Source organism: Photorhabdus aballayi, from assembly GCF_026153155.1.
Taxonomy (GTDB): Bacteria; Pseudomonadota; Gammaproteobacteria; order Enterobacterales; family Enterobacteriaceae; genus Photorhabdus; species Photorhabdus luminescens.
This window is the reverse complement of record NZ_JAPFCD010000012.1, coordinates 1-16763: the sequence shown is the minus strand read 5'-3', so window position 1 is coordinate 16763 and position 16763 is coordinate 1. Positions and strand designations below refer to the sequence as shown.

The following is a 16763-nucleotide window of genomic DNA, read 5'->3' as shown; positions in this document are numbered from 1 at the left end:
CCATGAAGTGCTGGCGCAAAGAATGGCGATGGTTTGCCCTCTTACTGTTACCGCTATCTGGCTGGAGTCTCAACCTATTTGAATACCGCAATGCGCAAGAACTGCCGACAAATGGATTGCCGGTGGAATTTTATTCAAACGTTACGCAAGAATCGCAGGAATTTTTGCCATTGCCCATTAAAGAACAAGCGATTCTTCCCCCACGCTTTCCAACATTAAAAGTCGGCATTCTCTGTTGTATCGGCGCGCCATTGGTGATCCATCGTTGGGACGGCAAATTGGAAGGGATTTATGCGGATTATCTGCGCTTGATTGAAACCGTGCTGAAAAGGCCAGTGGAGGTACGGCTGTTTGGCAACTGGGAATCCGGTTATAAAGCATTGCAACGTGGAGATATCCAACTGTTATCGAATTCCGCCTCATCACAATCAGGAAATGGAGCAAATGACACTTACCCAATTCTGGTACAACCACTTGCCCTGATTATGCGCAAAGAACAAGTGAATATGCCATTTGCCAAAATGAATATTATGGCGGCGCCAGGCAGTGATCCAGATGTCATTAAGCGATTACGTAAACATTACCGCACTATTTCAGTGGCGAAAAATCAGCAGGAGGGAATACAAGCCGTCGTGGATGGCGAAATGGATGCCTATCTGGATGGACAAAGCCAGATTGCCTATTTACTGGCTTTTCGCCCGTTTACCGGATTGACTTACCGCCGGGATATTTCACTCGGGGAACGATATGATTTTCTTGGCCACCGCGGTGATGGCATGGTCGAAGCAGTAAATCTGATTCTGACATCCATTCCTCATGCCATCAGAAATAAAGTTTATGAACGTTGGATATCTGGGCTAGCGTTGGGCAACAATAACGACGCAGCCATCTTTTCAGCTCAAGAAAAAGCCTGGATTAAAAGAAATCCTGTCGTCAATGTGGCACTGAATCGCAATGCGCCACCTTATTCCTTTCTGGATAAAAACGGTCAAATCACCGGATTGGATGTGGATATTTTACGTTTACTGGGAGAAAAAAGCGGCATCACCTTCAATTTTATGCCGACAGATGGCGCAGTAGGCATTAAAAAGCTGTTAGAAAATGGCGAAGCGCAAATGTCCTCCATGCTCAACACGCCCGAACGTAGCCGTTGGCTCTCTTTCAGTCATCCCTATGGTACCGTGGAATGGGTGATGATCACGCGCAATGAGCGCAATGCGCCTTATGAGTTTGAACAACTTAAACACCATCGGGTGGCGATTCAGCGCGGCAACGCACTTTTATCACTATTAAAACAGTATCCAGATATTTTTATCATCGAAGTTGACAGCGTGACGCAAGGTATTGATATGGTGCTGGCTGGAGCGGCAGATGCAACTTTTGATAGCCTGATCAGTGCTGATTACCTACAAGCAAGCCGCTACGGCGCCAATATTTCTATTCAATTCTTTAAAGGCTCGTTACAACCGGAACAATACGCCATCATACCGGCCTATCCTCAACTGGTTGATATCTTAAATAAAAGCATTGATGCACTGCCGCCAAATGAACTGCGAGTATTACGGTTGAAGTGGTTATCTATGGCGAATGTCACGCCTTATAACGACAATAAAATCTCTCCTTGGGTGAAACTGTGGGGAGGAGCGTTACTTGTGATTGCGTTAAGTTCAATTTTTTGGGGCAGTTATCTCGCACATCAAATCAGACGGCGTAAAACCGCAGAAAGCAACTTACAGGATTTACTGGCGTACTGGGAAACGCTGTTTAATAACATGCCTACGCCAATGTTTGTCTGCGATCCGACTATGTGCATCACGGCGGCTAACCTCTATTTCCGGCATGAAATGGGTACTGTCGGATCTGAGGTGATTGGCCGTAGTCTTTTTTCCCTATGCTTTTTAAAACCGACCGATGAGCAAGAAATCAGTCTAATTTTTCTACGCTGTTTGGAAGGGGCACCGGTGCATTTCTCCGATCGCAACATTGTTATTCAGGAGCAGGACAAAGATGTTTATTTGTGGCTCGAAAGTTATCGCAATACCGAAGGCGTTGTTCAGGGAATCATTGGCGGCTGGTTTGATGTGACTGAACGTAAATTGCTGGCGCAAGAACTACGCCAGGAACGTGATAAGGCAGAACTCGCCAGTTTGGAAAAATCAGATTTTCTGGCCCACATGAGTCATGAGATCCGCACCCCGCTGCAAGCCATTATCGGTATTCTTGATCTGGAGGTAAAACAGCAAACTCAGCTATCCACGCCACTACATATCGCCTGGCAGGCTGCCATATCCTTGCAAGGAATCATCGGTGATGTGCTGGATTTTTCCAAGATAGAATCTGGACGAATGGTGCTGAATCTCAAGCCGGAATCATTGCAAGCGATTCTGGAAAGTTGTGTGGCGACTTTTAGCCATCGAGCAAAGGAAAAAGAATTACTTTTCACCTATCAGTTTGATTTGCCGTCTGAATATTATCATCTACTGGACGCGACCCGCGTAACCCAAGTCATTAATAACTTGTTGGGTAATGCCATTAAATTTACCGAACAGGGTAGTGTACAGATCATCGCCAGCTATCAGCCTCTTCCAGAGAGTCAGCAAGATGAAATTACGCTGGTGGTTGCCGATACCGGCTGCGGCATCCCGGAAACCATGTATGAAGCGGTTTTGCTGCCCTATGTACAGGTAACGCAAAATAATGGCGGTAAAACCGGTACGGGGTTGGGATTACCTATTTCTGTACAGTTAGTTGAATTAATGGGCGGCAGTCTGAAAATCACTGGCGCACCTAGTGGCGGCGCACAGGTTACCGTGGTGCTACCACTTACACGTACTGTTATTGAAAAGCAGGCGATAAGTGAAAAAGCCGAAAACATTGAGACGGAACTTCATGAATCTTTGAATATTTTAGTGGTTGATGATCTACCTGCCAATTTACAGGTATTGTCATTACAGTTAGCGCCATCGGGCCATTGGATTGAGCTAGCTGAAAGCGGCGAACAGGCCATGAATCTGGTGGAAGAGGGCTATTTCGATATCGTACTGACAGATTGCCAGATGCCGGTAATGAACGGTTACGAACTGGCTCAGTTACTGAGAAAACATGAGCAATTACGGCAACTACCGCCATTTATTATTCTCGGATGTACCGCGAACGCATTTTCTACCGAACAGACTCGTTGTTTGGAAGCCGGAATGAATGGGGTATTAACCAAGCCATTGGTGCAAAGCAAATTGCTGGCAGAAATTACCCGTTATTACCGGCAAGTCAATGACAAAGCAACGTTAAAATTCGATGAAATTCAAGCATTGGCTCAACAAAATGTAGCTGTAGAACGCCAATTACTCAGTGCAATACAGCAAGGGATGTCCGAAGACATTGCAGAATTGCAACAGCAGGAAAACCAACAATGCCATGAAAAAGTTGTGCATCACGCTCACCGTATGAAAGGCGCTTTTGCGCTGATGCAATATCAGCAAGGAATACGTGTCTGCCTGCGAATTGAAAAAAGTGAACATTGTGATGTGAAAACAATAGCCGTCTTATTAACTCGTGCGGAATATTTCCAACAGCAAATTAAGCAGAAATGGGGGAAATTGCATAGTTAGAAATCAAATGAAACGACACAGAAAAACCTTAGCTTGAAAATATAAATGCAATTTTTGTCATCGTAAAAATTGGAAAAAACACCATTTTGACGTACATTGCTCTCACATTATCTAACGGGTATATACCTAATAGATTTCGAGTTGCAGCGCGGCGGCAAGTGAACGAATCCCCAGGAGCATAGATAACGATGTGACTGGGGTGAGTGAAAGCCGCCAACAAAGCAGCAGCTTGAAAGATGAAGGGTATACATCTAAGGAAGGTATTCTCTATGAATACAGCCACAGTTAGCAACTTTATCCTGACCAGTGCATTATTATTAGGACAAAATCATTGAGGATTTTTTATGCGTGCTTTATATTTTTTCCCTATTTTCTTATTTTTATCTTCTTGTTCAATAAATCTCCCACCTTATGAACGGGAAGCCAGACATTATGTTTATCGCTCTAATGATGATTTTGACCCTAATTTTGAAACACATGTAAATAATTCTATTAAGCTTATGACGCCATTCTTTGAACAATTTTATCGAGAAGGAGTTAAGGATAGAATGAATAACATCAGCTCACATGAATTTGAACAAAAAATTAATTATTTTAAGAGTGATAATTTAATTCAAGAAATAGGCATGTCCGAAATATTCATTTCACAAAAAGTACACAAAAAAGAAATCAACAATAATCAGATTTCAAATAAGAAGAAAAAAGCATTAATTAACGGAATCATCAATTCTTACGAGGCAGGTTACTATGGCAAGTAAGAAAATTACTCGTCAGAATGGCAAGCTAAAAGAAGCAATTTGGGCGTTGGTATCCCAAACGGGATAAGCAACCTAGCAGTAAAGTACAAAAATAATCTAGCATTTGGCCCAATTGGGAAAGTTGAACGCTCCCATCTTATCGATCAGCAAGAATTTTACCAATTACTAAACTATAAGGGGACGTAGATTTAGAGGCCAAATTAGCGGAATGGGAGGCGTTTTACAACTATCACACCACATGGTGGCTTGAAAGGTAAAACACGCCCTATGAAACTTTTGTCGATAAAATGAGAGTCTAAGAACGATTTATCAGTCGAAATCAGAGATCTCACATCTCAATAATTAGATATTCAATCTCAAATTTGTATCAACTAGATCAATCAATGATTTTGGTACACCAAAATCAGCGGCTATCTTACTCCAGGCAGAGACTTTTTCTATGATTTCCTCAATAATTCCATTGACCATTTTTTTGGTGAACAACGGGCTTAATTTTTCTAATGAATAAAAATCTTGCCGAGTAAAGTTGTCCCTTTTACCGTTTAAACTCATCCAGTGACTGTTTACCCATCTACTGTCAGGCTTGTAACTATAGGCTAAATCGTAGGCCGGTGCCAAATCCCATTTTTTGTTTTTTAATATGAAAGCGAAATTTTTAGAATGATCATCATGATTTCTAGCAATGATATTAAAGCACATTCTTCTTAGTAACTGGTCAGCAGCTTTAGCCGATAGTTTTAGCTGCCTAGCAACAAAGAAAAGTTCTGCGTAAGAGAAGGAACCTGGTTTTTTATAGTCAACATGCGCAAGTCCATTTAAGGTTTGGACATGCACTTTCTCATTCCCATTGCGATCAAAACGCTGTGTGATAAAGTGACGCCTGTCGCCTTCAGGTAGTAAATGGCAGGGCATCATATCTATACCGCAGTCTATTGCCATTAAATGGTACACATACTCCATCGCCCCATAACCCAGTGGATCACCAAAGGTTTCTTGGTTTTTGTTGTGCTCACTGACACCATCAAATTTCATAAGATAGTGAGTAAAACCGTTAGGAACTTTAACTTGACCGGAGCGAACCTGAGTGAAGTCCTCATTAAAGGCTAATACAGCTTTGGGTCTAGCTCCGCCAGCACTCATACCAACAGAAAGTAGTGACATCATGGCCTCGAGATCTTCCCGACCGTTATTAATCAACTCAACAGTAAAATCACCACGGGAGTTTAGAATTTCTTGGGCAATAGAAACCAATGAATCTATTTCTACTTGTTTTGAGGAATTAAGGTTTCTCATTTTAGTTGCTGGTACGTATTCAAGAGCACCCATCCCCCGTTTCCCTGTATATTGAAGTCGCTGCAAAGGTGTAATGTCGTTAGGAGATTTACCTTGAGCTGCAACCCATGCATTAAGTACAGCGTTGCCAAAGTCATCTGGTAATGAATCTGCAATCAATCCAGGCAGCCCTTTAAACGTGTCATAGCCTAGTTCTGGAAAACTGTAGATTTTATTTGTTAAAGGCATTTTCAATGGAGACAGTTCGATCCCTTTAGAGATAAAACTGGGGTCGTACTGAAATAAGCCCAAGTTTTTACTAGAGTCAAAACTCACTGCACCAACTTTATGTTGATTGTAAATTGCGTTGATAACTTCCATTACCATCCTGGCGTATCCTCTTCAATATTGTTTTTTCTAAGACCGGATGCTCGTTGTCGTTTTTTTCCCTGAAGTTTAGCTAGTTGGATAGGAGATATGTTTTGTTTGGGAAGAAAAAGATCTAATTGTTCGGTTAAGTTTAACGCTGCCATAATGGCAACAAAAATCTCTAATTGGACTTTACCTTTTTCAGCATTCAGTACAGTTTTTCTTGTGACTCCTGAAAGTTCAGCAACTTCAGCTTGAGTCAGATCATGATTTAGTCGAGCTTGTTTCAAACGTTCTCCCAATTCTTCCGCAATTGCTGAAGCTGTTCTTTCATATGAAATCATAACGCTCCCAAAATGACACATTAAAACTATTATTAGCTATAATGGATAATTATTAGAACATTATATTGTAACTTTAATGTTGCATTTTAATATCCCATTAAAAGAACATTATACACGTTAATGGTGATAATGTCCTATATGTAGGACATTATAAATTGAATTGATATAGATTGGATTAATAGTAGGGGAGGCTGCTCCCGTTCTATCGAGGGTTTACGACGGGTTTCACTAATCTTCTATATAACTACCGGGCAGAATGCCTAGCGGAAATCCGCAGCTAACGGGATGGAACAACCAACATGAAAATTGAAACCTTTCTTAATAAGCAGGTTCTTCCATTGCTGCTTATTTCCTATGTAAATCATGGCTGACATAGGGAGGACTCAATGTATCTAATCCAAAGGACATACCCGAATAATATGACCATCGGGATCTTCAACGAGGAAAGTACGACCAAAGATTTCAGTGTGGGGCTCCTTCACAATCTTGATATCGGGTTTCTTCTGCCATTCTTCAAATAAGCGATCTACATCTTCTCCAGATGGCAACATAATACCGATCTCAGAGAACCGAGGAGTAGAGGCATCTGGCGTTGTTCCGCCTGACCAAATAGCGAATAGTGCTTCACCGCCGGCGGCAAATGCCACATAACGAGGACTCGAAAATACTGGTTCAGAATTCAAAAGTGTCTTGTAAAAGGCTGTCGAACGTTCAATATCAGATACGTAAACAAGTTGAAGGTTAGGTTTAGGGGATACTGTCATCATGTAATTCTCATCTAAGTTAGATTCAATAAGAGAGTAAAAGCAAATCAATATGTAACATTTGTTACCGGATTGCGCTTGTATCATAGTAATATAATGTTAGCAGGCTGTATATACATACATATGTAAATTGATGTGGGAATTCTGGGATATGGAGATGTCTAAGATCGAATCTTGTGGGGAAAACATGAGAGTTACCTCTTGCGTTTTGTATAAGGATTTAACATCCATATCAAACCGGTAACTCTCAACCTTTCAAGGTGTTTTGTCAGATTTGGTTGTGACTAATACAAGTCAATTATCAAAAAGATCTTTCATCCTACCTTTAGTATGTTCAATCAACCCTTCAATTTCTGGAGGAGGTGTTGAACCACAATGAATATCACAGAACAATATCGGATCAGAGCCTCTTGATAAATAAAAACCTTGAGGATCTTTTAATTTCGATTCCCGGGCTGCACATAAAGCTCGTAAAATTCTTTTTAACCTTTCTTTATCACTCTCTCTATTAATAAAGTTCCTAAGATTCGCCTCCCCACCATGAGAAATCTGAAAGAAACGATTATTACTATTACTCATATCAATTCGTTTCATCTTAATAAAAGTGGCTTCCTCACTACGAGTCATACCATTGGCAGTTTGAAATGAAAATATAGCATTAAAAACATCTAAGTATACGTTTGGCAATCCATAATTAATATCAGCATTTCTAAAACAATGTTCAACAGAAGTGCCTAGATTCATTGGCTTATAAACTATATTATCAAGCATATACAAATATCCGCCCTTTGCTTCACGAGAATTTACCTTCTCAGCTTCATCAAGAGCAATAACTTTACCATTCTTTAATTTTATTTCAGCCATCTTATAATACCTATTTAATTGTTGAGAAATACGTATTTATATATCAACAATAAAAAAGATTGTTATTTATATAGAGATAAAATATTAATTTTATGACAAGTCAGAACAGGGGTCGTCTCTGAAAACGGAAAAAATTCTTGCGTCGAAACACGAGCATTGCCAATTAACATAATTCACTGACCTTTAACCACAGGAGTGAAATCAGACCATTGTTCAATTCTGAAAGCACGAATATCACGCACTGAGGGAGGAAACCACGATTGGGCCTTGAGGGATTGGATCGCTACAAAAAGCTGGGCCATATTTTCGTCTTCGCTAACATACAGACTGCCCTGAACGCGTCTAAAACCGTATTGAGCCAGTATTGCGCCGATTTCAGCGTAGGCCTGCGATACTCCTTTAGGGTGGTGTTGTTCGGTGTCAGCGACAACTAAATCAAAGGCAATAGCGTACATTCAGGCAGCCTTGGGGTCATTGTTAACGTGGGTCAGACGGTATTCGGTTTTTTCACCCGTTTCTACCAGGACGACTTCTATCATCCAATCACCATCCTCTAACGGACGGAGCAATTTTCCTACTTCATATTTTGGCCCAAACACACCAAAGCTTTTTATCGTGCCAACAGGTACAAATGGTGTCGTTATCATGACCGTTCCTCATTATTGAAATCCATTGATAGTGTAGTATTTTGAGAATATTGTTTCAAGAACGACTTTCGGGAATGCTAACCCCTTGATATTGTGTACTGTAAATTGGCGGTATAGTGCTTTCTCATAATTAAGTACTATTTTCGCTAATTTATCTGTTCCCAATACGAGACCTGTTAGCCAATAATTAATTTAACCATAAATATAGCGATTAATAAGATTTTCGAGTAATTCCTGTTGTCCACTTCGATGCTTAGGTTCCTGAACCAATGTTTCTGCATAGTGTGCTACTTCATCAAGTGTCATTTTTCCTTCAAGAATATTTCTACCTAATTCACTATTCCAACCAGAATAACGTTGAGCGACATATTCATCTAATTTACCGTCTACTAACATTTTCACCGCACTCTTTAATGATAAAGCCATAGTATCAATGGCGCCGATATGTCCATAAAACAGATCATCAATATCAATGCTTTGACGGCGAACTTTCGCGTCGAAATTTAAACCACCCGTTGTAAAACCACCGGCTTTTAAGATTTCATACATTACCAGTGAATTCTCCTCGACACTATTTGGAAATTGATCGGTATCCCAACCCAATTGAGCATCCCCGCGATTCGCATCAATAGAACCAAATATCCCCAATGCAATCGCCGTGGCAACTTCATGTTGGAATGAGTGTCCAGCTAATGTGGCATGGTTAGCTTCAATATTCACCTTAATTTCATTTTCTAAACCAAACTGCTTTAAGAAACCATAAACGGTAGCTACATCATAATCATATTGGTGTTTAGTCGGCTCCTGAGGTTTAGGTTCAACTAATAATGTTCCCTGAAAACCAATTTTGTATTTATAATCCACAACCATTTGCATAAAACGGCCAATTTGTTCTCTTTCCTGACGTAAATCTGTATTGAGCAAACTTTCATAGCCTTCACGTCCGCCCCACAGTACATAATTTTCACCACCCAGTTTTTTAGTCATTTGCATCACCTGACATACCTGTGCTGAAGCATAAGCAAAAATATTGAGATCTGGATTGGTTGATGCACCGGCAGCATAACGAGGATGTGTAAAACAGTTTGCCGTTCCCCATAACAATTTAACGTTAGTCTCTGCTTGTTTATCTGCGAGAATATCGGACATGACGTCCAAATTATAAATATATTCTTTTAAGCAACAACCTTCAGGGGCAACATCAATATCATGGAAACAATAAAAAGGAATATTGAGCTTGTAGAAAAACTCAAAAGCAACATCAGCTTTAAGCTTAGCCAATTCTAAGGCATCACCTCCTGTTTGCCAAAAACGCTCAAATGCCCCAGAACCAAACATATCCGTACCATTCCAACAGAAACTGTGCCAATAGCAGACGGCAAAACGCAGATGATCTTTCATCTTTTTGCCTAAAATAATCTCTTCTGGGTTGTAATGACGGAAAGCCAATGGATTATTACTTTGCCGACCTTCGTAACTAATTCTATTTATTCCCTCAAAATATTGCTGCATATCTGCCTCTATCTAATAGGTATATGTGTATATAAAATTTTGTTCATCAATGTCGCTATTTTCAATTGCGTTATTTTATTTCTCCATTAAGATTATTGTTAATTGTGTGATTTATCTCATAATTTATCATTAATTTAACCCTGAAAATAGAAAAATAATTATTATTAAGATTGTATATACCTAATAGATTTCGAGTTGCAGCGCGGCGGCAAGTGAATGAATCCCCAGGAGCATAGATAACTATGTGACTGGGGTGAGTGAAAGCAGCCAACAAAGCAGCAGCTTGAAAGATGAAGGGTATAAATCAATAAGGAAATAAATGATGAATAGACGATACCATATAACACTATTATTTAACGCTAATAAAGCCTATGATCGTCAGGTGATAGAAGGAATAGGTGAATATTTACAGGCATTTAAATGTAATTGGGATATCTTCATTGAAGAAGATTTCACCGCGAAATTAAATAGCCTGAAAACCTTGCAGAGTGATGGAATTATTGCTGATTTTGATGATATAGAAATTCAACGTTTTTTTAGCCAGTTAGATATTCCTATTATTGGTGTCGGCGGCTCTTATCACCTGGAAAGTCATTATCCTGCGGCTCATTATATTGCAACAAATAACTTCGCTTTAATAGAAAGTGCATTTAATCATTTAAAAGATAAAGGTATTAAACGTTTCGCATTTTATGGTTTACCCCAGACGAGTGGTAAACGATGGGCAATAGAACGTGAATATGCTTTCCAGCAATTAGTCGAAAAAGAAAAATACCAAGGTGTGGTGTATCAAGGAATGGAGACAACGCCAGAAAACTGGTTTTACGCACAAAATAAATTAAAAGATTGGCTCCAAACTTTATCCCCAAATACCGGCATTATTGCGGTAACGGATGCCAGAGCTCGACATATTTTAGCCGCATGTGAACATCTCAATATTCCTATTCCAGATAAACTCTGTGTTATCGGTATAGATAATGAAGAAATAGCCCGTTTTCTTTCACGTACCGCACTCTCTTCCGTCGTGCAAGGCACGCAACAAATGGGCTATCAAGCCGCAAAGTTGCTTCATAAACTCCTTAAAGGCCACGCTCCTAAGAAATACCACCGCCAATTAATTCCACCTTTAAAGGTTATTGCAAGGCAATCGACAGATTTTCGGGCATTAAGCGATCCCGCGGTTATTCAAGCAATGCATTATATTCGTCATCACGCTTGTAAAGGGATAAGGGTTGAACAAGTTATTGATGCTGTTGGTATGTCACGCTCTAATCTTGAAAACCGTTTTAAAAATGAATTTGGACAAACAATGCATACTATCATTCATAATGAAAAGTTAGATAAAGTAAAAAACCTTTTAATACATACCTCTATTTCAATCAGTGAAATTGTTACCGTTTGCGGCTATTCTTCTTTACATTATTTTTACTCCATGTTCAAACGAAACTATAATATGACTCCTAAAGAGTATCGAGATAAATATAAAATCACCAAAGAGAATTAAATATTTCAAATTAATAAGCCATCCCAAAACAACAGGATAGCTTTTAATTTAATTAGATATCTTCGCCATTCGTTGCTATAACTTCCTTATACCAATAAAAGCTCTTTTTCTTATAACGCGCAAAGTCCCCATTTCCATTGTCATCAACATTGACATAAATGAATCCATATCGTTTACGATATTCGCCAGTTGAAAAAGAGACACAATCGATACATCCCCATACAGTATAACCAAGGATATCAACACCATCGAAAAAAATAGATTTTTTAATTTCAGATAAGTGTGATGCTAAATATTCAATACGATAATCATCATTGATAACACCATCTTGAGATAATTTATCAACGGAACCCAATCCATTTTCAACAATAAAAATAGGTTTCTGATAACGTTCATATAACTCAGATAAACTGTATCGAATGCCTATAGGATCAATTTGCCATTCCCACTCAGAAGATTTTAAATAGGGATTGAGTTTTCCTTGCTCAAAGAAGGAGAGGGATTGACTATTTTCTTCTAACATTTCCGTGGATGAAGAGACAATATTACTCATATAATAGCTTATCGCTAAATAATCAGCGCAACCTTCCCGTAACCAATTTAAATCGCCATCTTCAATATGAAGTTCTATATTTTTTCTTTCCCATTCTTTAATAAGATAAGATGGATAATATCCACGAAGTTGAACGTCACTAAACAGATATTTCTGACGCATGGCTTGTTGTGCATATAAAACATCTTCTGGCTTACAGCTCTCTGGATATAATGGCGACATATGGATCATGCAGCCAATTTTAAAATTAGAATTTATTTCATGGCCTAATTTGACAACTTTTGCACTCGCAACAAATTGATGATGAATGGTTTGATACATGACCTGTTCTGGATTATCGTGGTCCTGATAAATCACGCCTGAATTACAATAACCAAATAGTGGATATTGCCAATTTATTTGATTATTAATTTCATTAAATGTAATCCAGTATTTGACTTTATCTTTATATCTTTCCATAACCGTTAGGCTAAAATTCATAAAAAAGTCTATTACTTTTCGGTTATACCAACCACCATATTTCTTAGCCAAGTGATAAGGCATTTCAAAGTGAGACAAAGTAATAATGGGTTCAATATTATATTTCAACAATTCATCAATAAGATCATCGTAAAATTTTAAGCCTGCCTCGTTAGGTTGTAATTCATCACCATGAGGAAAAATTCTTGACCAAGCAATTGATGTCCTAAAGCATTTGAATCCCATTTCTGCAAATAATGCAATGTCATCTTTATAATGGGAATAAAATTTCACACCTTGATGATTAGGGTAGATTTTATTTTCATCAATACCATTAGTGATGACACGATCAACACCATGCTCTCCTTTTGTCATAACATCAGCAATACTCATTCCTTTGCCATCCTGATCCCAATCACCTTCAACTTGATTAGCGGCAACCGCGCCGCCCCATAAAAAACCGGTAGGAAATTTATTCTTCATAAGTAACTCCTGATTATTATCTTCATCAAAAATCTACTTTCTTAGTTAAAGATAATAGAATTAATCGAGTTAGATTCCAAATAAACAGACCAAATCTCATTATTATAACTAATATTTATTTTTTGCTTTTCTTTATAAGAGTTATTTATATTCACCACAAGGGAACCCGTTTTATTCTCGAAAGCAACGGCATTTCCTGACATATTACCTTCTAATTCAACATGTTGTGCGTCAGGTAAAATTAAACCCGAAAAATGGCGCATGACATAATACTCTGGATTATATATCACTTTATTTATTCCTTTTGGAATACTTATCATGCTATTCTGTTTCCAACCCCAACTACTTTCTCCCTCTGAATGCAGCACCATATTCCAGTAAAAATAACCATTAGCGCCATTGGTTAAATAATGCCTGAAAAGTGTAAATACATAATGAGCATATTCCCAACTATTGTGACCATCACCACATTCATTTTCAGTTTGATAATATTTTAATTCTGGATAACTTTGTACCGTTCTTTGAATAGCATTTTTCCCTTGCCATTGATAACCAACACCTTTTATATATTTATAGGCCCCCGCATCACGTAATACACAGTTTGCATAATCATCATAATCCTGCCCAATTTCTTTAGAGAATTCAGGGGCATTAATAGTACCTAGCCAAATCTCAGCTTTTACATTATTTTGTTCGAATCCAGGTCCGAGATGTTTTTTTATAAAATCTCTTAATTGCTCACCGCTCCATACACAAGAAGGGAATTTTTGATCCGCAGAAACTTCATTCTGAATATGTATTTGATTAATTAAAATACCTTCTTTCTGATACTCTTCGATAAATTTTACGAAATATAAAGCATAGGCATCCTGACTTTGAGCATCACGCTTTAATCTGCCAAAATTATAGACTTGATGAGTCTTAAGCCATACCGGAGGGCTCCACGGTGAAGCAGAAATTTTTAAATTTGGTTGTCTTTTTAAAGCTTCCTTTATATAAGGAATTAATAAATTTTTGTCTCTTTGAATTGAAAAATGATCCATATTATAATCATCTTCAATATCGTTTAAACTATACCAAGAAACGGCATAATCGCTGGCGCCTATCGGCATTCTAGCTAATGTTAATTTACATTCTCCATCTGGAAAAAATAGTTTATCTAAAACGGTTTTTCTATTCTCTTTATCCAGATCTAATAAAGCTTTCATCCCAAGTTCATTAAAACAACCGCCAAAACCATCTAGTTTTCTACCTCGTTTATTGGTGATAATTAAATTAGCTTTCTCATCTGTTTTTTTAATCGACAATCCTTCTTTCCATTGTTCTTTATTATTCGTATAGATAAGTTTGATCATGATTTATTGTGTCCCATAAAAGCATTAATTCATTGCAACCAATTAAACATAATTATTTTAATATTAGTATTATGTTATTTCACAAATGATTTAATTTAATTGTTTTCTTTGAGTTTCATCACATATATTTTACCGAAATTATTCTTTTATTATAAACCACCGTGTTAAACGGTATATTCCCTGATACACTTCTAAGCCGCTTTTTACCACTATATACCCTATAGATTTCAAGATGCATCGCGACGGCAAGGGAGAGAATCCCCGGGAGCATAGAGAACTATGTGACCGGGGTGAGCGAGTGCAGCCAACAAAGAGGCAACTTGAAAGATAACGGGTATAAATAAGGAAATTTCATGTCTCTCGTACCATTTAAACAGGTTGATGTATTCACTCACCGGCCTTTTAAAGGAAATCCCGTCGCCGTTGTTATGGATGCTCAAGCACTTTCACCGATACAGATGCAAGGCATTGCCAACTGGACCAACCTTTCTGAAACCACTTTTATTCTGCCGGCAGAAAATCCATTGGCAGATTATCGTGTACGGATTTTCACACCCAGTAGTGAACTTCCTTTTGCCGGTCATCCCACAATCGGTACCGCACATGCTCTTCTTGAAGCCGGTTTAATTCAGGCGAGAGAAGGGCGTATTGTTCAAGAGTGTGGGGCGGGATTGATTACATTGAACGTTACTGAAATGCAATCAGGACATAAATCAATCACCTTCGAACTGCCAGAACCCACCATCACACTGCTTAATACTGAACAGACAGATCGCCTCGAAAGCATTCTAGGTTGCCAGTTAGATCGCGCGTTAACACCCGCGCTTATTGACGTGGGAGCTCGCTGGATTGTCGCTCATACTGCGGGAGCAGAAGCCGTGCTGGCAACAGAACCTGATTATGCCAAGTTGTATGAGCACGACACACAAATGAACATCACCGGAGTTTGCCTGTATGGTAACTACCGTGAAGGAGCAGAAGCTGATATTGAAGTACGCTCTTTCGCCCCATCATGCGGCGTCAATGAAGACCCTGTTTGCGGTAGTGGAAACGGCAGTGTTGCCGCATTTATGCGCCACCACAAAGTAACAATGATTGACGATAAAGTCGTTCATTCATCACAGGGCAAAAAACTTGGCCGTCAGGGAAGTGTGTGGCTCAGTCATTCTGATGGTAAGATTTTTGTCGGCGGCAGTGCTGTAACCTGTATCAATGGCGCCATCACGATCTAAAGAAAGAATGCATTAATAAGTCACGCAGCCTAGCTGGATACAACACACATGCATCAAGCACAGGCTACGGGGAATGAGTCATTCGTAATTCCCTAATTCCTGAGCTTGATTAGCTAATGCCTTCATAGCCTCCATACTCTCGGCGTTACGCTGCTTTTTATATTCCATCAGATCAGCAAAACGAATACGCCGATGTCTACCTGTTTTATGGAAAGGAAGACAACCATCTTCTAGAAGTTTAACCATATGAGGCCGCGATACATTCAATATGTTTGCCGCTTCCTGAGTTGTTAGCTCAGCATGAACAGGGACAATTTGCACTGCATTACCTGAAGCTAATTCACTTAAAATTTGCACTAGCATAGTAAGTGCAGATGTAGGCACTTCAATTTGATGAGATTTATGATCATCACTAATAATTGAAATTTGCTGAGTTTCAAGTTTTGTCGAAAGGAACGCTGAAAGTTCACGCAGCCCCTTTCCAGCTATTTCACTTTCGCGTTTAGCCGGAAGATTTACATCAGAGAAAGTGGAAGTAATCATGTTGCACCTGTTAGTCATTTATTTTGACTTAGCATATTAAACGAAATAAACGAAAATCGCAATAAACGTAACGCAACATTAAATAATTCTATCCGAACCTCAAGCCAAGATTAAATGATAATGAATCCACGTTATTTGATAATGAAAATGCTCTTTTTTGATGGATATACTGACGATTACCATAGAACAGATTTATGAATTAATGGTGATATCGAAATCAACACTCTATAAATATATCGATGCAGCAAAACTCTGAAAGCTCTGCTTATATGTTATGGGCGATTCAAAATTATAAGTAACGGATTGAATTAATCACTACTGAATTAATTCCTATTGAAATTCTCAATGAAACATAGGAACAAATCCACCACCATTTAAAACTATCTATACTCGCTTAACTTGAAGATGCAGGATTCAGAATCTGGAAATTGTCATTAATACGGCACGACAGCCTCCCGGCAAGTTCCGGTAATATTTCCGTAAAAAAGCGATGTAT

At 38.8% G+C, this 16763-nt stretch carries 14 protein-coding genes and 1 pseudogene; 5 read left to right on the top strand and 10 right to left on the bottom strand.

Going from position 1 to position 16763, the window contains the following annotated elements:
- The first annotated feature begins 2 nt into the window (after positions 1-2).
- The 3 genes and pseudogenes from OO184_RS08690 to OO184_RS25180 form a co-directional block, all read left to right on the top strand.
- Positions 3-3608, top strand: coding sequence for a transporter substrate-binding domain-containing protein (locus OO184_RS08690; protein ID WP_265378830.1), 3606 nt, complete (start codon positions 3-5; stop codon positions 3606-3608).
- 344 nt (positions 3609-3952) lie between these two features.
- Entirely contained in the window at positions 3953-4366 is a 414-nt protein-coding gene (locus tag OO184_RS08685; protein ID WP_265378829.1) for an Exc2 family lipoprotein, read from the top strand.
- 114 nt (positions 4367-4480) lie between these two features.
- Positions 4481-4665: pseudogene (locus OO184_RS25180) on the top strand (integrase core domain-containing protein); the annotation flags it as partial.
- A 43-nt stretch (positions 4666-4708) separates the two neighbouring features.
- Here OO184_RS25180 and OO184_RS08680 read toward each other — a convergent pair.
- The 7 genes from OO184_RS08680 to xylA all read right to left on the bottom strand — a co-directional run bounded on the left by OO184_RS08680 (position 4709) and on the right by xylA (position 10138).
- Positions 4709-6019, bottom strand: coding sequence for a type II toxin-antitoxin system HipA family toxin (locus tag OO184_RS08680; RefSeq protein ID WP_265378828.1), 1311 nt, complete (start codon positions 6017-6019; stop codon positions 4709-4711).
- The gene (locus OO184_RS08675; RefSeq protein WP_283256263.1) at positions 6019-6351 is read right to left on the bottom strand and encodes a helix-turn-helix transcriptional regulator; all 333 of its coding nucleotides are present in this window, start codon (positions 6349-6351) and stop codon (positions 6019-6021) included. Before OO184_RS08675 ends, OO184_RS08680 begins: the two co-directional genes overlap by 1 nt.
- A gap of 392 nt (positions 6352-6743) precedes the next feature.
- On the bottom strand, positions 6744-7118 hold the full coding sequence (locus OO184_RS08670; RefSeq protein WP_265378827.1) for a VOC family protein: 375 nt from the start codon (positions 7116-7118) through the stop codon (positions 6744-6746).
- A 291-nt stretch (positions 7119-7409) separates the two neighbouring features.
- A complete protein-coding gene (locus OO184_RS08665) occupies positions 7410-7979 on the bottom strand; it encodes a hypothetical protein (RefSeq protein WP_265378826.1) in 570 nt (189 codons plus the stop codon).
- Between the two features lie 173 nt (positions 7980-8152).
- A complete protein-coding gene (locus OO184_RS08660; RefSeq protein WP_265378825.1) occupies positions 8153-8434 on the bottom strand; it encodes a virulence factor in 282 nt (93 codons plus the stop codon).
- Entirely contained in the window at positions 8435-8626 is a 192-nt protein-coding gene (locus OO184_RS08655; protein ID WP_139654836.1) for a DUF5397 family protein, read from the bottom strand. It abuts the gene before it with no gap.
- Between the two features lie 192 nt (positions 8627-8818).
- Positions 8819-10138: a xylose isomerase gene (xylA, locus tag OO184_RS08650; protein ID WP_265378824.1), complete on the bottom strand. Its 1320-nt coding sequence runs from the start codon at positions 10136-10138 to the stop codon at positions 8819-8821.
- A gap of 319 nt (positions 10139-10457) precedes the next feature.
- Between xylA and OO184_RS08645 the strand changes: the two genes are divergently transcribed.
- Positions 10458-11642 (top strand): XylR family transcriptional regulator, encoded by a 1185-nt coding sequence (locus OO184_RS08645; RefSeq protein WP_265378823.1) that lies wholly within the window; start codon positions 10458-10460, stop codon positions 11640-11642.
- A gap of 52 nt (positions 11643-11694) precedes the next feature.
- On the opposite strand, the gene OO184_RS08640 is transcribed toward OO184_RS08645, so the two are convergent.
- Both OO184_RS08640 and OO184_RS08635 read right to left on the bottom strand, forming a co-directional pair.
- Complete coding sequence (locus OO184_RS08640; protein ID WP_265378822.1) at positions 11695-13137, bottom strand: 6-phospho-beta-glucosidase; 1443 nt, start codon at positions 13135-13137, stop codon at positions 11695-11697.
- A 41-nt stretch (positions 13138-13178) separates the two neighbouring features.
- Positions 13179-14492, bottom strand: coding sequence for a glycoside hydrolase family 30 protein (locus tag OO184_RS08635; RefSeq protein WP_265378821.1), 1314 nt, complete (start codon positions 14490-14492; stop codon positions 13179-13181).
- 353 nt (positions 14493-14845) lie between these two features.
- Between OO184_RS08635 and OO184_RS08630 the strand changes: the two genes are divergently transcribed.
- Positions 14846-15724: a PhzF family protein gene (locus tag OO184_RS08630; protein WP_265378820.1), complete on the top strand. Its 879-nt coding sequence runs from the start codon at positions 14846-14848 to the stop codon at positions 15722-15724.
- A 78-nt stretch (positions 15725-15802) separates the two neighbouring features.
- Here the strand turns inward: OO184_RS08630 and OO184_RS08625 are convergent, their stop codons facing one another.
- Positions 15803-16267, bottom strand: coding sequence for a helix-turn-helix domain-containing protein (locus OO184_RS08625; protein WP_265378819.1), 465 nt, complete (start codon positions 16265-16267; stop codon positions 15803-15805).
- Positions 16268-16763: the final 496 nt, after the last annotated feature.

What these genes read in the sequence shown, in the direction of transcription:
- OO184_RS08665 (WP_265378826.1), bottom strand. Translation starts at nt 7,979, where the DNA reads ATGGCTGAAATAAAATTAAAGAATGGTAAAGTTATTGCTCTTGATGAA.
- OO184_RS08660 (WP_265378825.1), bottom strand. Translation starts at nt 8,434, where the DNA reads ATGTACGCTATTGCCTTTGATTTAGTTGTCGCTGACACCGAACAACAC.
- OO184_RS08640 (WP_265378822.1), bottom strand. Translation starts at nt 13,137, where the DNA reads ATGAAGAATAAATTTCCTACCGGTTTTTTATGGGGCGGCGCGGTTGCC.
- OO184_RS08655 (WP_139654836.1), bottom strand. Translation starts at nt 8,626, where the DNA reads ATGATAACGACACCATTTGTACCTGTTGGCACGATAAAAAGCTTTGGT.
- OO184_RS08675 (WP_283256263.1), bottom strand. Translation starts at nt 6,351, where the DNA reads ATGATTTCATATGAAAGAACAGCTTCAGCAATTGCGGAAGAATTGGGA.
- OO184_RS08690 (WP_265378830.1), top strand. Translation starts at nt 3, where the DNA reads ATGAAGTGCTGGCGCAAAGAATGGCGATGGTTTGCCCTCTTACTGTTA.
- OO184_RS08680 (WP_265378828.1), bottom strand. Translation starts at nt 6,019, where the DNA reads ATGGAAGTTATCAACGCAATTTACAATCAACATAAAGTTGGTGCAGTG.
- OO184_RS08635 (WP_265378821.1), bottom strand. Translation starts at nt 14,492, where the DNA reads ATGATCAAACTTATCTATACGAATAATAAAGAACAATGGAAAGAAGGA.
- xylA (WP_265378824.1), bottom strand. Translation starts at nt 10,138, where the DNA reads ATGCAGCAATATTTTGAGGGAATAAATAGAATTAGTTACGAAGGTCGG.
- OO184_RS08670 (WP_265378827.1), bottom strand. Translation starts at nt 7,118, where the DNA reads ATGATGACAGTATCCCCTAAACCTAACCTTCAACTTGTTTACGTATCT.
- OO184_RS08685 (WP_265378829.1), top strand. Translation starts at nt 3,953, where the DNA reads ATGCGTGCTTTATATTTTTTCCCTATTTTCTTATTTTTATCTTCTTGT.
- OO184_RS08645 (WP_265378823.1), top strand. Translation starts at nt 10,458, where the DNA reads ATGATGAATAGACGATACCATATAACACTATTATTTAACGCTAATAAA.
- OO184_RS08625 (WP_265378819.1), bottom strand. Translation starts at nt 16,267, where the DNA reads ATGATTACTTCCACTTTCTCTGATGTAAATCTTCCGGCTAAACGCGAA.
- OO184_RS08630 (WP_265378820.1), top strand. Translation starts at nt 14,846, where the DNA reads ATGTCTCTCGTACCATTTAAACAGGTTGATGTATTCACTCACCGGCCT.